The organism is Thermodesulfovibrionales bacterium, from assembly GCA_035686305.1.
Classification (GTDB): domain Bacteria; phylum Nitrospirota; class Thermodesulfovibrionia; order Thermodesulfovibrionales; family UBA9159; genus DASRZP01.
Map to the genome: position 1 here is coordinate 54,823 of DASRZP010000052.1, position 19,645 is coordinate 74,467.

General features: G+C 53.4%; 22 protein-coding genes. All 22 read left to right on the plus strand.

What is annotated here, in order from left to right:
- The first annotated feature begins 7 nt into the window (after positions 1-7).
- Positions 8-1,429, plus strand: coding sequence for an Ig-like domain-containing protein (locus VFG09_06210; protein HET6514738.1), 1,422 nt, complete (start codon positions 8-10; stop codon positions 1,427-1,429).
- Positions 1,430-1,722: 293 nt separating this feature from the next.
- Positions 1,723-2,574, plus strand: a complete 852-nt coding sequence (locus VFG09_06215) for a YicC/YloC family endoribonuclease (protein ID HET6514739.1) — start codon at positions 1,723-1,725, stop codon at positions 2,572-2,574.
- Positions 2,575-2,602: 28 nt separating this feature from the next.
- Complete coding sequence (locus VFG09_06220) at positions 2,603-2,935, plus strand: DUF370 domain-containing protein (protein ID HET6514740.1); 333 nt, start codon at positions 2,603-2,605, stop codon at positions 2,933-2,935.
- Positions 2,916-3,527, plus strand: coding sequence for a guanylate kinase (gene gmk / locus VFG09_06225; protein HET6514741.1), 612 nt, complete (start codon positions 2,916-2,918; stop codon positions 3,525-3,527). The genes VFG09_06220 and gmk overlap by 20 nt, the downstream gene beginning before the upstream one ends.
- A 9-nt stretch (positions 3,528-3,536) precedes the next feature.
- A complete protein-coding gene (locus tag VFG09_06230) occupies positions 3,537-3,989 on the plus strand; it encodes a DNA-directed RNA polymerase subunit omega (GenBank protein ID HET6514742.1) in 453 nt (150 codons plus the stop codon).
- On the plus strand, positions 3,961-5,154 hold the full coding sequence (coaBC, locus tag VFG09_06235; GenBank protein HET6514743.1) for a bifunctional phosphopantothenoylcysteine decarboxylase/phosphopantothenate--cysteine ligase CoaBC: 1,194 nt from the start codon (positions 3,961-3,963) through the stop codon (positions 5,152-5,154). The genes VFG09_06230 and coaBC overlap by 29 nt, the downstream gene beginning before the upstream one ends.
- A 24-nt stretch (positions 5,155-5,178) precedes the next feature.
- Positions 5,179-6,156 carry a tetratricopeptide repeat protein gene (locus tag VFG09_06240; protein ID HET6514744.1) on the plus strand — a complete coding sequence of 326 codons (978 nt, stop codon included), beginning with the start codon at positions 5,179-5,181 and terminating at the stop codon, positions 6,154-6,156.
- 40 nt (positions 6,157-6,196) lie between these two features.
- Positions 6,197-6,553: a hypothetical protein gene (locus VFG09_06245; protein HET6514745.1), complete on the plus strand. Its 357-nt coding sequence runs from the start codon at positions 6,197-6,199 to the stop codon at positions 6,551-6,553.
- A gap of 87 nt (positions 6,554-6,640) precedes the next feature.
- Complete coding sequence (aroQ, locus tag VFG09_06250; GenBank protein HET6514746.1) at positions 6,641-7,072, plus strand: type II 3-dehydroquinate dehydratase; 432 nt, start codon at positions 6,641-6,643, stop codon at positions 7,070-7,072.
- Between the two features lie 36 nt (positions 7,073-7,108).
- Complete coding sequence (locus VFG09_06255) at positions 7,109-8,191, plus strand: Xaa-Pro peptidase family protein (GenBank protein HET6514747.1); 1,083 nt, start codon at positions 7,109-7,111, stop codon at positions 8,189-8,191.
- 80 nt (positions 8,192-8,271) lie between these two features.
- Positions 8,272-8,832: an elongation factor P gene (gene efp, locus VFG09_06260; GenBank protein HET6514748.1), complete on the plus strand. Its 561-nt coding sequence runs from the start codon at positions 8,272-8,274 to the stop codon at positions 8,830-8,832.
- On the plus strand, positions 8,832-9,263 hold the full coding sequence (gene accB, locus VFG09_06265; GenBank protein HET6514749.1) for an acetyl-CoA carboxylase biotin carboxyl carrier protein: 432 nt from the start codon (positions 8,832-8,834) through the stop codon (positions 9,261-9,263). Before efp ends, accB begins: the two co-directional genes overlap by 1 nt.
- 42 nt (positions 9,264-9,305) lie before the next feature.
- Entirely contained in the window at positions 9,306-10,688 is a 1,383-nt protein-coding gene (accC, locus tag VFG09_06270) for an acetyl-CoA carboxylase biotin carboxylase subunit (protein HET6514750.1), read from the plus strand.
- Positions 10,685-11,314 (plus strand): thiamine phosphate synthase, encoded by a 630-nt coding sequence (gene thiE, locus VFG09_06275; GenBank protein HET6514751.1) that lies wholly within the window; start codon positions 10,685-10,687, stop codon positions 11,312-11,314. Before accC ends, thiE begins: the two co-directional genes overlap by 4 nt.
- A gap of 2 nt (positions 11,315-11,316) precedes the next feature.
- On the plus strand, positions 11,317-12,000 hold the full coding sequence (locus VFG09_06280; protein HET6514752.1) for a response regulator: 684 nt from the start codon (positions 11,317-11,319) through the stop codon (positions 11,998-12,000).
- Between the two features lie 257 nt (positions 12,001-12,257).
- Positions 12,258-13,376, plus strand: a complete 1,119-nt coding sequence (locus tag VFG09_06285) for a branched-chain amino acid ABC transporter substrate-binding protein (GenBank protein HET6514753.1) — start codon at positions 12,258-12,260, stop codon at positions 13,374-13,376.
- 3 nt (positions 13,377-13,379) lie between these two features.
- Positions 13,380-15,404, plus strand: a complete 2,025-nt coding sequence (locus VFG09_06290) for a diguanylate cyclase (GenBank protein HET6514754.1) — start codon at positions 13,380-13,382, stop codon at positions 15,402-15,404.
- A 9-nt stretch (positions 15,405-15,413) separates the two neighbouring features.
- Entirely contained in the window at positions 15,414-16,316 is a 903-nt protein-coding gene (locus VFG09_06295) for a branched-chain amino acid ABC transporter permease (GenBank protein HET6514755.1), read from the plus strand.
- Between the two features lie 32 nt (positions 16,317-16,348).
- Positions 16,349-17,476 carry a hypothetical protein gene (locus VFG09_06300; GenBank protein ID HET6514756.1) on the plus strand — a complete coding sequence of 376 codons (1,128 nt, stop codon included), beginning with the start codon at positions 16,349-16,351 and terminating at the stop codon, positions 17,474-17,476.
- A gap of 36 nt (positions 17,477-17,512) precedes the next feature.
- Positions 17,513-18,268, plus strand: a complete 756-nt coding sequence (locus tag VFG09_06305) for an ABC transporter ATP-binding protein (protein HET6514757.1) — start codon at positions 17,513-17,515, stop codon at positions 18,266-18,268.
- A gap of 7 nt (positions 18,269-18,275) precedes the next feature.
- A complete protein-coding gene (locus VFG09_06310) occupies positions 18,276-18,974 on the plus strand; it encodes an ABC transporter ATP-binding protein (protein ID HET6514758.1) in 699 nt (232 codons plus the stop codon).
- A 15-nt stretch (positions 18,975-18,989) separates the two neighbouring features.
- Positions 18,990-19,645: hypothetical protein (locus tag VFG09_06315; protein ID HET6514759.1), on the plus strand; the 656-nt coding region annotated here is incomplete at its 3' end.

Genomic DNA, 19,645 nt, shown 5'->3' on the forward strand with positions numbered 1-19,645 from the left:
GATTAGGATGAAAAAACGTATACTTTTGCTGACACTGCTCGCTATATCCCTGGCCCTTTTCGGCTGCGGAGGGAATGAGGCCGGCGGTCTTGCCACGCCGCCAGGGAATAATCCGGGGGTGCCGAGTGTCGTCAAACTCCTCCCTCTCCATTTCGTCGCTCAGACAAACTCAACCATAACTCTTCAGACGATGGTCCTTGATGGCGATGGAAGGGCCGTGCCGAATATACCAGTCACATATACGAACCTTTCCATCGTCGGTGTTTTGAGCTCGACCCGCGCAACAACCGACAGTTTCGGTGTCGCTACGGTTACTCTCTATTCCACGACTGGGGGCTTTGCGACTGTCCAGGCTGAGGTGAACACAGGTTCGGGCAACGTGAGAGACCAAAAGACAGTCGTCTTCTCATCCTTCAGCGTGGCTCAACTGACGCCGACTCTGACCCTCGACGTTGACGATGGAGACGGCGTCTTCAATGAGACAGGTGATTTCATCCTGTTCAAGACGACAAACGACAATACGCGCGAGATAAGAGCAACGGTCTCGAACGGCGCGTTTCTTATTTCGGGGACGTCAGTGACCTTTGCATCAGACAGGCCGTATAAGGTCGGGACAGACCCTGCTGCAAAGTGCAGTGATGAAAGCGCGGTATGCGATGTCATCTTCCCGAACGGAAACGTCAAGACGACTGACGGCAATGGGCAGGCTGAGACAACGGTCCAGGTGGTTCCGACGAGTCTTACCTCCATTCAAACAACCCTGAACATCACCGCACAGTCGGATACCGGAGCATTCAACATGGTCAGCCTCTTCTTACAGCCTGTGACGGTCAATACCATTACTGTTTCCGGGCCAACAACCGTGGATTCCGCTGGTACAGGTGATTATATCGCCAACGCAACGACAACGGCGGGTACACCGGTGCCTGACGGGACTACCATAAACTTTACAACGACGGCCGGCAGCATCGATCCCTTTGCCCAGACACCGAACAACAAGATTTCAGGTACAGCCAAGGCAACGTTCACGGCGCCGACAGTCACGTTTGATACTGCTGCAACGATAACGGCTTCTGTCGGGGGGAAATCGGCTTCAACATCGGTGACAATAAAGGCGCCGGTTGTAGCCCCGCCCGCACTGACTGTTACGCCGGCAGCGCAAAGCGCAGTTTGTGGAGGTGGACCTGTCACGTTCATTGTGACGGGTGGCACAGGGGCCGGCTACAAGGCAACCTCGCTTAATCCATCTATCGTAACAGTATCCGCTGTCACCTCAGGTCAGTTTACAGCTACAGTACCTGATGCTGGTGGTTGTACGGCGGCTGGACTCGCCAGTGGGAACAGTTTAGATGTAAGTATCGCGGTAGAGGATAACGCTTCACCCTCGCCTGATATTACTACGGCGAAAGTGACGGTTTCCAATCCTTAAAGACGAATGTCTGAAAATGTCTGAAAAGGGGCGGGCGAAAAACCCGCCCTTTTTTGTAAGGAGTTCATCGGAGAACCACGCAAATCGTCATTCCCGCTTGTCGGGAATCTTTTTGAAGAAAGACTCCGGGCAAGCCGGAGTGACAGAAACGAATGCTAATGTGGCCTTAGTCATGAACTTCTGGGAATGTCTCACCTTTAAACTTGTTGCTCTCTTGCATAATGAAAAACAGGTTCTCTCCGTGCTAAAATAGGCACGCTCTTCAGGAATTGTGCATAAAGGGAGATTTCTTCATGATGATGCAGAGCATGACCGGCTTCGGTTCATCGGAGAGAGGGCCATTCAAGGTCGAGATCCGTTCCGTGAACCACCGGTTTATCGATATCTCCATGAAGATCCCCCAGAATCTGGGCCGTCACGAGATACCTCTGAGGAACCTCGTAAAGGAGAGGTTCTCGAGGGGACGGTTTGATGTGCTCCTAGCCGTGGAGCGCGCTGGGAACGTCAGGGTGAAGGTCAACCAGGACCTTGCCAGGGAGATTTATGACGCCCTTTTTTCCCTTAAGAGAGACCTCTCCCTTTCCGGCACGATTGATATTGATACGGTCGCAGAATTCCGGGACCTCATATTGTCTGAGGAGATCGATTTTGATGCAGAACCCCTCTATGAGGCCTTTCAGGAGGCCTTGGGAAGACTTGAAGAGATGAGGTTCAGGGAAGGAGAGGCGATCGGCCGTGACATGATCTCACGCCTCGATCTGATCAGCAAGATGAACGAAGAGGTTGCGCTCCTCTGCCCCGATGCCGTAGAGGATTCCAGGAAGAGGTTTGCGGAACGTCTCCATGGGCTTTTTGGAGCGGTGACGTACGATGAGAACCGGGTCCTGCAGGAAGCGGCGATTATGGCCGAGAAGACCGACATCAGTGAGGAGATCACACGGTTCAATTCCCATCTGTCACAGCTGAAGACGGTCCTCTCGGGCGGCGATTCAGTCGGAAGAAAGATAGAGTTCCTCCTTCAGGAGTTGAACAGGGAGGCGAATACCATAGCCTCCAAGGCAGGCGACTACCGCATCTCAAAGATATCGGTGGAGATGAAGGCGGAACTCGAAAAGATGAGGGAACAGGCGCAAAATATACAGTAGGAAATGCAATAAACGAAAGGACCCTGCCATGAAAAGAGACTTAAGCCCCGTACTCGTGAATATCGGCTTCGGCAACGTTGTATCTTCATCAAGGGTAATCGCGATCGTGACCCCCGGCTCGTCCCCAATGAAACGCTTACGGGATGAAGCGAAGAAGAGGGGCAAGCTAATCGACGCGACAGAAGGGAGACGGACGCGCTCGATCATCGTCACCGACAGCGACCACATAATCCTCAGCGCCCTCCAGACAGAGACCATAACCCAGCGCTTTGGTGAGGACAGGGAAGTGGAAGGTATCTCCAGGGAACAGAAGATCCACGAGCACGATGAGACCGGAGAGCATGAGGAAGAGGAAAGGTAGTCTTTTTATTGTTTCTGCCCCGTCAGGGGCCGGCAAGACCACCTTGTGCCGTGAGCTTACCGCAGTGCTGCCGGATATCAGACATTCCGTCTCCTATACGACAAGACCGCCGCGAAAGGGAGAGGCGGACAACAGGGACTATACCTTTGTGAAGGAAGAGGAATTCAGGAGGATGATCAGAGAAGGGGCCTTTGTGGAGTGGGCGGTGGTCCATGGCAACCTCTACGGCACATCCCGGCAACGCCTCGAAGAGATGAGGAAAGAGGGCATAGATGTGATTCTCGATATCGACACTCAGGGCGCCCGCCAGCTTCGCCTGAACTATCGGGACGGCCTCTATATCTTTGTGCTGCCTCCTTCTCTCGATGTCCTGAAGAAGAGGCTCGACGACCGTATGAGCAACGCCCCTGATGACATAAAGCTCAGGATGAAGAGAGCCGTTGAGGAGATTCGGGAGTATAAAAATTACGATTATGTTATAGTAAATGATATTTTGGCTGAGGCCCTGTCGGAGCTGAAGGCGATTGTTCTGGCCGAGAGGGTGAAAAGAGAGAATATAGACCCGGAATGGGTAGAGACCTTTGCGGTTTAGGAGGAAGGAATGAATAAAGGGACGAACATCATCTCATTGCCCGTTGAAGTCGACAAGAAGGCAATAGACGGCAAATACCGGCTTGCTTCGATCGCCGCCCAGAGGGCACGAGAGCTTGCGCTCGGGGCGAAACCGAAGATCGGCACAAAGTCAAAGAAAGTGACGACCGTAGCGATTGAAGAGGCCCTGAGCGGTTCGCTGGAGTTTGTCACCGGCGAAGAGGCGAGGAAGGCAAGGCAAGAGGCAAAGAAATTCGATTACAAGAGACTCCTCGAAGAGAAGCGGAGAGAAGGTGCTCCCGAGGACCTCTCGGAGCTGGAGAAGGACCTGAAGGTCTATCTTCACGAAAGGGGAGCCGGGGAGAGGAAGGCATTGGAAGACCTCTTCACTGGAAAAGGAGAGGAGTCGGAATCCCCCGAAGGTCAGGAGGATCTTGGGGAAGAGAGTGGTGCCGACGAATAAGAAGATCCTTTTGGGGGTCACCGGAAGTATTGCCGTTTATAAGTCTGTCGAATTAGCCAGAAGACTCGTCGAAGAAGGGGCATCTGTTCATGTGATCATGACTGATGCCTCTCGGCATTTTGTCGCCCCCCTCACTTTCGAAGTCGTGTCCCGGGAGAAAGTCAGCTCAGACCTGTATGCCGATCCCCTGTCTCACATCACACTCACTGCCGATGCTGATCTCATGGTGGTAGCGCCTGCAACGGCAAATGCCATAGGGAAATTCGCCCATGGCATCGCTGATGATCTCCTGAGCACCTGTATGCTCTCCTTCAAGGGCACCGTGATCATTGCGCCTGCAATGAACTGGAGGATGTATGAAAACCCCGTTGTTCAGAACAACCTCAGGTCTCTTGCATCCCATGGCGTCATACAGGTCGGCCCCGACAAGGGGAGCCTTGCCTGTGGCGATGATGCGGTGGGAAGGATGTCGGATATTCAGGAGATCGTCGAGGCGCTGAAGTCCGCCCTGACCAGGAAAGATCTCCTAGGCCGGAGAATACTCGTCACGGCAGGTCCGACGCGGGAGTACCTGGACCCGGTAAGGTTTCTGTCGAACCGGTCCTCGGGCAAGATGGGTTTTGCGGTGGCGAGGGCAGCACTGAGGAGAGGAGCAAAGGTGACGGTGGTCAAGGGTCCCACGGAGTTGAAGCCTCCCCCACAGGCTGAGGTCATTTCTGTCGAGACCGCTTTGGAGATGAGAGAGGCCGTTCTCAGGAATCTCGAATGCGATGCCCTCATCATGACTGCTGCTGTGGCAGATTTTGCTCCTGCTGTGAAGAGAGAAAAGAAGATCGAAAAGAGCGACGTCCTCAGCCTCGACCTGATGAAGAACCCTGATATCCTTTCGGAGGTCGGCAGGAGGAACAAGAGGCCCCTCCTCGTCGGTTTTTCTGCAGAGGCAGGTCCGGACCTGGAGCGCGCACGAAGGAAACGAGCCGAGAAGGGCGTGGATCTTATGGTATTCAATGACATCTCCTCTCCCGGCGCAGGATTTGACACGGACACAAACGAAATCACGATCATAGAGAAGGACGGAACGACGGCCTTTCCCCTCATGCCAAAGGACGAAGTTGCCGGGAAGATCCTCGATAGAGTCGCGCATTTACTCCTTGACTTTTCGTGAAGTTTCGATAACAATTATACGAGCATGGCCTTAGAAGAGATAGAGAAACTGCGGCTCAGGGTAGAAAAGGACCAAAGCTCACGGCTCTTTCTCCCGCTTGCTGAAGAATACCGGAAGGCGGGTATGCCTGATGAGGCGATCGCTGTTCTTTCGAAAGGCCTCGAACGCCATCCCGGGTATACTAGTGCGAGGGTTGCCATCGGCAGGCTCTACCTTGAGAAGAATATGTTTGAGGAGGCGAAGGCCGAATTCGAAAAGGTCATAAGCGTTGCTCCTGATAACCTCTTTGCACACAGGAAACTCGCCGACATATACCGGGACCTTGGCGACAAGGAAAAGGCTGCAGCCCAGTATAGGACACTTCTCTCATTGAATCCCCTTGACGATGACGCAAGGTCATGCCTCGATGCTGTTGAGGCCGGAGTCGCAGAAGAACATGCAGTTTCGCTCTCTCCCGAGGCCGCGACGATCGAGGAGACAGCCCTTGAAGAGGAAGTTACGGCAGGGAGCGGGGAAGACGAATTCCAAGAGGTTTTTGCGGGCGAGGAGGTCCCCGATATCGAAGTGACGGAACTGGAGGAGCCACAAGTTCTCGAAGAGGACTTTGAAGAATTCAGCAAGTCTCTTTCCCGGGAATTCGAGATCGAAGAAGCTCGGGTCAAAGGCGCCGAAGTCTTTTCAGAGGAGGCAATCCTTTCTCCGGCCCATCAGGCCTTTGAGGATATCGCTGAAGTTCGGGAACCTGAAAAGCAAAGCGAGGACGCTGTCTTTGCGATCGGCATGTCAACTGCCGATTCCCTTGTCTCATCGAAGAATTATTCCAAGGCCTTGGAGGCATACCGGGGAATGCTGGCTCGCTATCCCGGCAATACGCAACTTCTCCAGCGGGTTGCTGAACTGAAGGCATTCTTGAAGCTGATCGGCAGGGGAGAAGAGGTCGTCATTTCGAAGTTAGAGGCGCTTCGTGAAGGAATCCATGGAAGGTTCAGCGGAAGCCACTGAGCAGGGGCCTGCGGGGATGGCCTTCTGTTGAAGAAGAACTATGAGCTTTGCGAATATCCTTAAGGAAGTGGTGGACAAGGTTGACGGAGCCGTGTCTGCAGTGATAATCGGTTCTGACGGAATCCCTGTTCAGGAGTATGCCACAGAGAAACTCCTTAACCTCGAGGACCTCGGCGCAGAGTCTTCGGCAATGATCAGGGACGTCAATCTGGCCGCTCAAAACCTTGGCCTTGGCAGGGCAGAGGAGTTTTCGATCATATCCGACCGATGCGGTATTATCATGCGACAGATCAATGCCGACTACTATCTCGCCCTCGTCATTCGTCCTGACGGAAACTATGGAAAGGGCAGATTTGTCCTCAGGACGACGGTCCCGAGGATTGAGGGGGAATTCTAAGAACGCCCACGGGTGAATGGTGATGAGGGAAGAGAGACTTCTCATAGGACCTGTCGCGCCTTGTCTCTTGCGGCCTGCGGTTTCGGTATGAAGGTTCTCGTCATTCATGGTCCGAACCTCAATCTCCTCGGAAAAAGAGAGCCTGAGGTTTATGGGACCCTCACCCTTTCCGACATCGATACCAGGATACGTTCGAAGGCATCTGAACTGGGGATCGATCTCTTCCTGCTCCAGTCCAACAGCGAGGCTGAAATCGTCGGAGCGATACAGAATGACATTTACGACGTCCTCATCATTAACCCAGCAGCCTTTACCCATACGAGCATTGCGATCCGGGACGCCATCGCCGCTGTCGGCAAGCCTGCCATAGAAGTCCATCTTTCGAACATCCACAGGAGGGAGGAGTTCAGAAGGACGTCCTTCGTTGCAGGGGTATCGCTGGGACAGATCAGCGGTTTCGGTGCAGACAGTTACATTCTCGCACTCATCGCCGCAAAGAATATCATCTCTCAGGGGTAGACCATTACGAGCGGATATACGGTACGTATCTCACGGCTGAGGGAATCCATGACGAGAAGGGGGGTGGACGGGCTCCTCATAACGAACCTCGTCAACGTACGATATCTCTCCGGCTTTCAGGGAAGCTCCGGTTTTATCTTCATAGCAAAGAGGAGGAATATCTTTGTAACAGACTTCAGATACGCGGAAGAAGTCGAGACGGAGTTCAGCGACCAACGCAGCAGGGGAGGACCGGGGGGGAAAGGGACTGACTGGGAGATCGTCATCGAAAGGGGAAACAGGCTCAGCGTTATCACAAAACTCGCCAGGGACCTCGGTGTCCGTTCCCTCGGCTTCGAATCTTCCGCATCCTATGATTTCTATGCGAGCCTCCTGAAGAGCGGCTTCAATCGGATCAAACCGTTGAAAGGGCTTGTCGAGGGCCAACGGGCAGTTAAGGACGAAGAAGAGATAACGCTGATACGTGAGGCTGTGAGGCGTGCAGAGTCCGCATTCACTGATGTGAAGCCATTCATAAGGTTGGGCAGGAGCGAGCGAGCCATTGCCTGCATGCTGGAGGAACGGCTAAAAAAAAGAGGTTGCAATCATATCCCTTTTGATATAATAGTGGCGTCCGGGAGCAATGGGGCGATGCCTCATGCCAAGACTACAGAAAAGAGGCTCTCACCAGGAGACCTTGTTGTCATTGACTGGGGAGGGGAGGCGGACGGGTACTTTTCCGATATCACGAGGACGGTGATTATGCGGGGCCCGGATCTCGCAAAGAAGAGAGAGATTTACGGGGCTGTCCTGACGGCCAGCAGGAAGGCCATCGCTTCAGTAAGAACGGGCGTTGAGGGAAACGAAGTCGACAGCGTCGCCAGGGAATGTATCAGAGATGCCGGGTATGGCAGATACTTTGGCCACGGCACAGGCCATGGAGTCGGCCTCGAAGTTCATGAACTGCCGCGTATAACCTGGACAAGAAGGGACATCCTTTCGGCGAATGCGGTCTTTACGATCGAGCCGGGGATCTACTTGCCGGGCGTCGGCGGCGTGAGAATCGAGGACATGGTAGTCGCGAGGGGTAAAGGAGCTGAGGTGTTGACGGCGTTGCCAAGGAGACTGGAGATTCTCTAACGTTTGTCTACGACTGGGACGGGGGACACCGTTATGCCGGATATCAGAGGGACGGATTATTTTAAGGAGGAGGTCAGAATGTGATATCAACAGCCGAATTCCGGAAAGGTGGAAAGATAGAATACAAGGGGGAACCCGTCGAGATTATCGACTTCCAACATGTCAAGATGGGAAGAGGCGGAGCGATCGTCAGGACAAAGATGAAGAGCCTGAGGACCGGAAGTGTGCTCGAGGACACCTTCAGGTCAGGAGAAAAGTTCGAGACGCCCCAACTTGAGGAAAAGGCGATGCAGTACCTATACGCCGAAGGTGATATGCATTATTTCATGGATACCGAGACCTTTGAGCAGATACCGCTCTCGACGTCCCAGCTCGGTGACATCAAGAAATTCCTGAAGGAGAACATGACCGTCAAGGTCCTGAACTACAAGGGAAAACCACTCACCGTGGAACTGCCTACCTTTGTCGAACTCATGGTCTCGAAGACCGACCCGGGTTATAAGGGCGACACTGCTTCAGGGGGGAGCAAGCCTGCAACCCTTGAGACAGGCGCTGTCGTGAAGGTCCCTTTCCACATTAATGAGGGGGATGTTATAAGGATCGACACACGAACATCGGATTACATCGAGAGGGTCAAGTAATGGAGCTTGAAGACCTGAGAGAGCTTATATCCCTTCTGAAAGATACGGACATAACCGAACTCCAGATCGAGAAAGACGGGACGAAGGTGAAGATAAGGAGACAGACGCTTCTTTCCCCCATTGAAGTGCAGACAAAAATCCCCGTCTCTCCCGAGAAGGCCATGGAAGAGACCGGAGAGGAGATGCAGCGGCTCATGACCATCACCTCTCCCATCGTAGGGACCTTCTACCGGTCACCGTCTCCTGAGGCGCCTCCCTTTGTCGAAAACGGCGCGAGGGTGAAAAAGGGAGAGGTTCTCTGCATCATTGAGGCGATGAAGCTTATGAACGAGATCGAGAGTGAGGTTGAGGGCATCGTCATGAGGAATCTTGTGGAGAACGGTCAGCCTGTAGAATACGGAGAGCCTCTCTTTCTCATCGAGCCTGCTTAACGGCAAGGGCAGTAAGGCAAAGGTTAAGAATAAAGGTGAAGAATGAAATCATTCAAGAAGATCCTCATCGCGAACAGGGGTGAGATCGCCGTAAGGATCATAAGGGCCTGCAGGGAGCTCGGCATAAAGACCGTCGCCATTTACTCGGACATCGAGAAAGATTCCATGCACGTCAGGCTTGCTGACGAGGCCGTATGCATCGGGCCTGCCGTATCAGCCCAGAGTTATCTCAATATCCCGGGGATTCTCAGCGCCGCTGAGATAACCGACTCTGAAGCGATACATCCAGGTTACGGTTTCCTCGCTGAGAACCCTCATTTTGCCGAGGCCTGCGCCACCTCAGGAATAACATTCATCGGGCCCTCTTCCGAAAACATGAGGCTCGGCGGAGACAAGGCCAAGGCGAGGCAGATCATGAAGCGAAAGGGGATTCCCGTCGTTCCCGGTAGCGACGGTCCCGTTACTTCAGAGGAGATGCTCCTGAAGACCGCGAAGAAGACAGGGTTCCCCGTTATCCTCAAGGCCTCTGCAGGAGGGGGCGGCAAAGGGATGAGGATCGTTCATGAGGAGGGGACCCTTGAACAGGCCTTCCACCTCGCCCAGAGGGAAGCCCTTGCGGCCTTCGGGAACAGCGAGCTCTATATCGAGAAGTATATTCCCGTCATGAGGCACATCGAAGTCCAGATCATGGCAGACAGCAAAGGGAACATCATCCATCTCGGCGAGCGCGACTGTTCGGTCCAGAGGAGACATCAGAAGCTCATCGAAGAAGCCCCTTCTCCCTTTGCGACAGAGAAGTTTAGAAAGAAGATCGGCGAACTGGCAGTCAAAGCTGCACGCGCCATGAAGTACAGGAATGTCGGCACAATAGAGTTCATTGTGGAGCCTGACGGAAGCATCTACTTTATGGAGATCAATACGAGGGTGCAGGTTGAGCATCCCGTGACCGAGGCTGTTACCGGTATCGACATTATCAAGGAACAGATAAAGCTGGCAACCGGACTCCCCCTGGAGTATAAGCAGGGCAGCATAAAGCCCTCGGGCCATTCCATCGAATGCAGGATAAACGCGGAAGACCCCGAAAGGTTTATTCCTTCTCCCGGCAAGATAACCTTTTTCTATCAGCCCAGCGGTCCCGGCGTGAGGGTTGACACTGCTGCCTACAGCGGCTGGGTCGTCCCCTCGCAGTACGATTCCCTTATTGCAAAACTCATTGTCCACGGCAGGACGAGACAGGAGGCGATTATGAAGATGAAGAGCGCCCTCGACGGGTTCCTCATCGAAGGGATAAAGACGACCATCCCCTTTCACAGGAAGGTACTGAACCATCAGGACTTTGTCAGCGGAGACATTACGACGGGATTCATAGAGAAGATGGGTAATGGAGGCGCGGGGAACAACAAGGGGCAGGCTACGTCTGAATGACGCCGACCCCGAGGTTCCCATCAGGACTTTACCTCATTGCGGACAGGAAGGTCTCCGAGAAAAGTCCTGAGGAGATTGTCCTCCCTGCTCTTAAGGCGGGGATCCGTTGGGTTCAATACCGGGAGAAGGAGAAATCGAGGAGGGACATCTATGGGGAGGCCCTGCGGCTGCGGCAGATGACCGGAGATTTCTGCGCCGTCTTCATCGTGAACGATCATGTCGATATCGCCGTTGCCGTGGAGGCTGACGGCGTGCACCTCGGGCAGGAGGACCTGCCTCTCGCCGAGGCGCGCAGGGTAGCGGGCGAAAAGATCATCGGGATATCGACTCACTCATTAACAGAGGCTGAAGAGGCCGCCCGCGGAGGAGCTGACTATATCGGGTTCGGCCCCGTCTTTCTTACGAAGACAAAGGACGCAGGTGAGCCGAAGGGAATAGAGATGCTGAGAAAGGTCAGAAGGAGCGTCCATATCCCCATTGTCGCCATTGGCGGCATCTCAAGGGATACCCTGAGGCCGGTCCTTGATTCGGGGGTGAATGCTGTGGCTGTAGCCTCTGCGATCCTCAGCGGTGATATCTCTGGGAATATTGAGGCTTTCATGAACGTCATTGGGGGAGGTGCATGATTATGCCTGATACCAGAGACAAGAAGAAGGTTCTGATACAGAAAGAAGTGGTCATTAATGAGATTATTAAGGCCATCGCCCTTGATATCAGCGAAGAAGAGATGTATATCGCTGCCTCAACAGAGTTCCTTTCCGGGGCAATCCTCGATATCCGTTTCGAGATTGAAGGGACACCTGTCCGTGTGAAAGCGATAGTGAAGCAATCGGATCCTGGGATCGGAGCCGGCGTGAAATTCCTCAACCTCTCCCCGGAGAACTTTGCTTTGATCAGGAAGTTCATTGAGAAGGCCATCACGGTGACAGCAGAAAAAAAGGAGAAGAAGATCCTTCTCGTCGACGACAGCTCACAATCGAGGGCCATATACCGGAGTAGGCTGGCCCTTGAGGATTTCTCGGTCATCGAGGCCTCAAATGGTCTTGAGGCCCTTAAGTCTCTCCAGGAGATGAAGCCCGACCTCGTGGTCCTTGATCTGTGGATGGAGGGTATAGACGGCTTTAAGATCCTCCAGCTCATTCAGTTAAACCCGAATCTGAAGGAGGTCCCGGTAATCGTCCTCTCAGCGAGAAGCGTCCTTTCGGACATCCAGAAGGCCATGTCTCTGGGAGCAAAGGACTTTCTGCCGAAGGTGACGACGACGCCGGTGAAACTTGCCCAGAGGGTCAAGGAGATTCTGTCGGGAAAGTAAATCTTAATGGTGCGAACAACTGTCAAGCAGGTGCGGATCGAAGCCCCGTACATGAGATGAGATTCCGGCAACGAGGTGCTTCGAGGATCGTAATAACCGAACGTGACCTCGCGCGTTGAGCACGCGACCGCGGTCGGCAGCCATCAACGGTATCGCAATACAAGGCTTCTCGCCAGGCCTGCCTTCCCGGGGGAGATGGTTTTTCGCAACGGGAAAGTAAACTACGTTCTCGATCATATCAGGAAAGGGAGGATCGAATGAAGAAAAGGCTAACGGTGCTCCTGCTTCTTCTCTTTCTGCCGGTATCCTTTGGGTGCCAGAAAAAAGAAGATGTCATTACGGTAGGGATTGCCGGTCCCATGACCGGTGATCAAGCAAAGATGGGTACCGATTTCAGAAATGGCGTGACCCTCGCAGCAAAGGAATGGAATGGAAGGGGAGGGATCCTCGGTAAAAAGATTCTCCTGTCTGTTGTTGATGACCAGCACGATCCGAAGCAGGCGGTTTCGGTCGCCAATAAATTGGTAAACGAAGGCGTGGCAGGTGTGATCGGCCACTTCAACTCAAGCTGCTCGATCCCTGCTTCTGACGTATACCACCGTGCAGGCGTGCCGATGATAACGCCTGCGTCCACAAATCCCCAGCTTACGGAAAAGGGGTATACCAACGTCTTCCGGGTCTGCGGTAGGGACGACCAGCAGGGCAGGGCGGCTGCCGACTTCGTGACGACGCATCTAAAATTCAGGCACATTGCCATAATCCATGACAAGACCACATACGGTCAGGGGCTCGCTGACGAGTTCAAAAAAGCTCTGAGCGGCAGGGCAGATGTTGTCTACTATGGGGGCGTTATCCAGGGAGACAAGGATTTCAAGACCGTGCTGACTTCGATAAAAGAGATGAAGCCCGAACTCATCTACTTCGGAGGAATTTATCCTGAGGCAGGCCTCCTTGTCAAACAGGCGAGGGAGCTGGGAATTACAGCGCCTTTCATGAGCGGTGACGGCACAATAGACCCGAAATTTATCGAGATTGCCGGTGCCAAGGCGGCCGAAGGCACCTATCTTACCTTCAGTCCCGATGCCAGGCGAATACCCACTGCCAAGTCCTTCATCGAAACCTATGAAAAGGAATTCGGCGAACCAGGCCCTTATTCGGTATATGCCTATGATGCAGCGAATATTCTCTTTACGGCACTCAGGGAGGCAGGGAATGCTGAAGGCAGGGCAGTCGCAGCCAAGCTCCATTCCCTCGAGTTCTCAGGCGCCCTCGGGAAGATACGGTTTGATGAAAAGGGAGACGTGACGGTCTCACCCTACGTCGTTTGGATAACAAGGGACGGCAAGTTTTTTGAATACTGGAAGCCCGGACAATAACGAATGGGGATCGACCTCATAGACATCGGCTCGCTGAGCGAACTGAGGGACTGCGTCACAGGTCTGACGAACCTTGACCTGTCCGTGTACGACGAGAACGGTAATATCCTTATCCTCCCCACCACAGAAGATCCTGCAGCCCTCATAAGCAGGGATGAATACCAGCATTTCGTCAGGGGGTGTTTGGAGAAGACGATTCACCGGAAGAGGCTTTCTCTTTTCAGAGGTTTTGCGAACCAGTACCAATGTTTTTTCCCGGTAAAGGCCGGAGACCGGTGGCTGGTGTTTGCGGGGAAATCATTTTATATCCGTGAAAAGGACCGGCGGGATTTTCTTGATTCGAAGGCTTCCCTCTATGGACGGGAGGAAGAGATGGGCGCGCGGACAGCGGGGATAGGGGTGCGCGATATCAGGACCGTCTCTCCATCGTACGGAAAGGCGCAGCGGATCTTTGATCTTTTTGTAGCAAACTCATACCAGCAGAATCTTGTGGTCAGGAAGTACCGGAGGACGAGGACGATTACGGACCTCCTCCTCGATATCGATCAGACGACGGATGAGGGGAAGGTCTTTGAACTCCTCGCCGATACGGTGATCATGCTCTTCGGCGGAGACACGGTTTCCGTGATGAAACCGTCTGGTGAGACGGTTAAGGCTGTGCTGACGACAGGCAGGCTGAAGGAGCATGTCGAGAAGATTGCGCTGAAGACCGAAAGCGTCTTCATGAAAGCTGCGATGAAGAGCCAGAAGCCCCTCCTCTGTTCGGAGACGATCGAGCTTCTGCGTTTGGGCTATCCCGATATCATTACCTCGCTCCACGTCTTCCCCCTGTCGGCAAGGGGTGAGACCTTCGGGGTCCTCGCCCTTTTCAACTCCTCCTTCACCGAAGACGAGCTCGAAGGCATAACAAAGCTCTGCAGTTTCATGAGCTTCATTGTGAGAAACCTTAGGTCCCTTTCTGAATATGAGCGATGCATCCGGGATCTGGCAGCCCTCAATTTCTCCGCATCAAAGCTGAGTCCTGCCTTGAAAAGTAAGGAAGTCCTCTATGAGTCTATTGTTGAGATTTCCTCGAGGCTCGTCAATGTTGAAAAGGCATCTCTCATGCTTCCTGAAAAGGATAGACAGGAGCTTTTCATAAAGGCTGTGAAGGGCATTAACAAATGGCTTGCGAGGAATATTCGCGTGAGGGTGGGCGAAGGAATCGCCGGCAGGGTTTACCATGAGGGGAAACCGCTCCTCGTCTCGGATATCGAAAAGAATCTCTCGACGAAAAAGCGGGCGCGCTACAGGACAGGCTCCTTTATCAGCATCCCGCTGAAGATCGGGGACGAAACGATCGGGGTCCTCAACGTCGCCGATAAAGTGAGCGGCGAGATCTTTACCGAAACAGACGTTGAGTTTTTGCGCTATTTCGCTTCTTACGCATCCGTTGTCCTGCGCGGGGCTCATTATTACCAGGTGTCAAACCATATGAGGACGCTCTCCATCACCGACTCCCTCACCGGCCTGTTCAACAGGAGGTATTTTGATGACCGTCTCTTTGAAGAGCTCCAGCGTTCGGTCCGGTATAATACGCCTTTCTCTCTCGCCATCTTGGACATCGACAATTTCAAGGAGTTCAATGATACCGAGGGCCACGTGGCGGGCGACGAGGCCCTGAAGACCGTTGCGAACATAACGCGGGAATCGCTCAGGTCCATTGATATCCTCTCAAGGTTCGGCGGGGAGGAATTTTCTGTCATCATGCCCCAGACCGATAAGGATGAGGCATTTCTCGTTGCCGAGAGGGTGAGGAAGAATGTCAGGGACCTCCTACCGGCAAGCTGGAGGAGGTTCCCCTATGAGCGGATGACGGTGAGTATAGGTATTGCGACCTTTCCTGATGACGGCAAAGATGCGAAGACCATGGTCCGGAACGCCGACAAGGCCCTCTATCGGGCGAAACTGAGCGGCAAGGACTGCACGATCGAGTACAGTCATCTCGACACCGACCTCCGCGAATCGCATTCACGGGACAGCGCCTGAACCCCATCCATGGTCTTTCAGCAGCTCATAAATGGATTGACCGTCGGAGCTGTGTATTCGCTGATAGCGCTGGGATACACCATGGTCTATGGGATCCTTGAGCTTATCAATTTTGCCCATGGCGAAATCTATATGCTCGGGGCCTATCTCGGTATTATCTTCTTCGGTTTTTTTACTGCTGCAGGGCTTACGGCTTACAGTCTCCCACTGTCGCTGCTCCTCACCCTCGTCCTGTCGGTTCTCTTCTGTTCGGCCTACGGGTTTACGATGGAGAAGATCGCTTACAGGCCTTTAAGAAATGCGCCCAGACTCAGCCCACTCATAAGCGCCATCGGTATGTCCATCTTCCTCCAGAACTACGTTATGCTGACGCAGGGTGCAACGGACAAGGTCTTCCCCAACCTTTTCGGGTCGTCAGGCTTCAGTCTCTTCGGCGCCCGTATCACCGCTGTCCAGACGATGATCATCATCGTCTCCTGCATTATGATGGTGTCGCTCCATATGTTTGTGACGAGGACGACGATGGGAACGGCGATGCGGGCCGTCGCCCAGGACAAGGTCATGGCTTCCCTCCTCGGTATCAACATCGATGCCGTCATTTCCATGACCTTTGTCATCGGTTCCGGTCTTGCAGCGATCGCAGGCATCATGATCGCACTCTATTACGGCCTGGTAAATTATTCCATAGGATACGTGGCAGGGATCAAGGCCTTTACTGCCGCTGTCCTCGGAGGTATCGGGAGTATCCCCGGCGCAATGTTCGGCGGCCTCTTCCTGGGCTTTGTCGAGAGCATGGGTGCGAGTTACATCTCGAGCGAGTACAAGGATGCCTATGCCTTCCTGATCCTTATCGCCGTGCTCCTCATAAGGCCGGCAGGGATCCTCGGAAAGACGACTGAGGAGAAGGTCTAGAGAGATACGATGAAGGGCATGGTACAGGATAGATGAGCGCTATGAAGGGGCTAAACCAGTTCTTCTTCGTCCTCTGGTTCTCGATACTCTTTCTCCCCTTTACGGGAATAAAGGCCTCTCTCATGCTCTTCACGCTTCTCTCCAGCTGCGTCCTTTTGTTCAGGGTTTTCATGAAGTACGGAAAGGGAGTTCGCGAAGGGGTGCGCCGTTTGAGGAAACGGATGGATGGAGTGAAAATGAACCCCTCAACGCGACCCATCGTCTTCTCTCTCCTGGCTGGTTGTCTTTTCTGTCTGCCCTTCATTGCGCAAAATTATCTCCTTGATATCTCGATCCTTGCCGGCATCTACGCTATACTCGCCCTCGGACTGAATATCGTTGTCGGTTTCACCGGTCTCCTCAATCTCGGATACGTGGCATTTTATGCCCTTGGAGCATATACGTATGCACTTCTTAACGTAAAGGTGGGCCTCGGATTCTGGCAGGCCCTGCCCCTTGGTATCGGGCTGACGGGATTGGCAGGCTTCATCCTTGGCGTGCCGGCCCTGCGGTTAAAAGGTGATTACCTCGCGATCGTAACCCTGGGATTCGGCGAGATCGTCCGCCTCGTGCTGAATAACTGGGACTCCCTCACGAACGGTCCGAACGGCGTCTCAGGCATTTCTCCTCCCTATCTCTTTGGTATGCCCCTCGGCATCCTGAACAGGTATTACTACCTCGTCCTCCTGGCACTGATCGTGACCTATGGTGTCGTTGGACGTGTTCATGAATCAAAGATCGGACGGGCGTGGATAGCCATAAGGGAAGATGAGATATCAGCCTCCACCATGGGGATAAACACAACGAGATATAGACTCTATGCCCTTGTCTTCGGTTCATTGTGGGCAGGACTTGCAGGAGCGCTCTTTGCCGCAAAGATGCAGTTTGTTTCACCGGAGAGTTTTACCTTTATGGAATCTGTTCTTATCCTCTCCATGGTGATCCTCGGGGGATTGGGGAGTCTGCCCGGTGTTGTTGTCGGCGCGGTCATTCTTGTTATGCTGCCCGAAGTCCTCAGAGAGGTCCAGTCTTACCGTATGATCGCCCTCAGTGTCGGACTGATTGCGATGATGATATTCAGGCCTCAGGGACTCCTCGGCGGCCTCGCAAAGGGAAGATAATATGCGTTGCAGGATGCATACTCGGAGGCCCATGCCATGTACCTCCTAGATGTCAGAGGTCTGACGAAACACTTTGGCGGGATCAGGGCGATCGAGGACGTGAGCTTCAGGGTGCGCGAGGGCTCTATCGTGAGCATCATAGGTCCGAATGGCGCTGGCAAGACGACCCTGTTCAACTGTCTCACCGGGCTCACAAAGCCGACAAAGGGAGAGGTCCACCTGTCTGACGCTGCCATAACCGGCCTTCCGTCCTACCGTGTCGTCGCCCTCGGCGTGGCCAGGACATTTCAGAACATACGGCTGTTCAGAGAGATGACCGTTCTCGACAATGTCCTCGTTTCCCAACATCTAAAGATCAGGTCGGGACTCGTAGCCGCAGTCATACGGGGGAAGGAGTTTCTTTCTGAAGAGAAGACGGCAAGGGAGAAGGCCTTTGAGTATCTCGATTTCGTCGGGCTCAGTGATTCGGCCCATATCGTCTCCTCGAATCTCCCCTATGGTGACCAGAGGCGTCTCGAGATCGCGAGGGCGCTGGCGACGGAACCCGTTCTCCTGCTCCTTGACGAGCCGACGGCAGGCATGAATCCCCAGGAGACGGGGGAGCTTATGGAGATTATCAAGAGACTCCAGAGGCTCGGCAAGACCATCGTCCTCATCGAACATGATATGAAGGTCGTCATGGGGATATCGGAGACGATCGTTGTCCTTGACCACGGAGTGAAGATTGCCGAAGGGAATCCCGAAGAGATCAGGAACGATCCGATGGTTATAGAGGCCTATCTCGGTGGATAGATCCGGCATGCTCAGACTCGAAGATATCCATGTCTCCTACGGCCATGCTGAAGCCCTGAGGGGGATTCATTTGGAGGTTCAGAAGGGAGAGGTGGTATGTCTCATCGGGAACAATGGCGCAGGAAAATCGACGACACTCATGACCATATCCGGCATCCTTAAACCAGGGGAAGGAAGGGTCCTCTTCGAGGACAGGGTGATAAACGATCTCAGGCCCGATGAGAGGGTCAAGTTAGGGATCAGTCAGGTCCCTGAGGGACGGAGGATATTCCCCAGACTGACGGTAAGAGAGAATCTCGAGATGGGTGCATTTCTGAATACCGGTCGTCTGAGGGACAACCTCGCAAGGGTCTTTACCATCTTCCCTGTTCTCAGGGAGAGAGAAAAACAAGCCGGTGGAACGCTGAGCGGAGGCGAGCAGCAGATGCTTGCCATCGGAAGGGCGCTCATGTCGGATCCGAAGATGCTCCTCCTCGATGAGCCGTCATTGGGCCTCGCCCCGATTATCGTGAGTAAGATTTTCAAGATCATCAGGGAGATATGCAATGAGGGAATGACGGTCCTCCTTGTCGAGCAGAACGCCCATACAGCCCTTGACCTCTCGAAGAGGGGCTATGTCATCGAGAACGGAAGGATAAGCGTCTCCGGAACGGGTGAGGAACTTCTGAGGAATGACCTGGTCAGAAAGGCGTACCTCGGGGAGTGAGCTGACCACCGACCCGTGCAGATAACAGAAGAGACCTTTGAGCAGACCCTGAAGACCTTTCTTGGTCTCCGTGCGATTGACCTGAAAGACCTCACCTTCGTGGATCCTTATGGCATGGTCGGCATTCTGGAGATGGGTGTATTTTTCAGATCAAAGGGAATACAGAAATCGCTTAGTCTCCCCAGCTTAGAGGAGGTGCTGAAATATCTTGAGCGGATGGACTTCTTTTCATTTGCAGGCGAATACTTTAAGCTTGATCCGTCCAGGCCGAGAATAGACGACAGATTTCTGAGAAATCTAGACACGGACGTTCTCCTTGAGATTACGCCGATAGAGAAATCCGATGATATCCATTTTATTGTCGGAAGGGTAAAAGAGCGCGCCCAATCAATTCTTGCAAGGCATCTGCATTATGACAATCGGACGATCAATGGTTTTATTGTCGCTCTTTCGGAGGTATGCCAGAACATCATTGAGCACAGCGAGAATAAAGGATTTGTAGGGATACAGAAATATCATTTCCAGAAGCTTAAGAAGAATATTGTTAAGATCGCTGTCATGGATACCGGCATCGGCTTTAAGAAATCACTGTCGGAGAGATTCTTGCTAAAAGGCGATTATGAGGCCATCGATAGGGCCCTTCTTCAGGGGGCATCGCGGTACGCGGATGA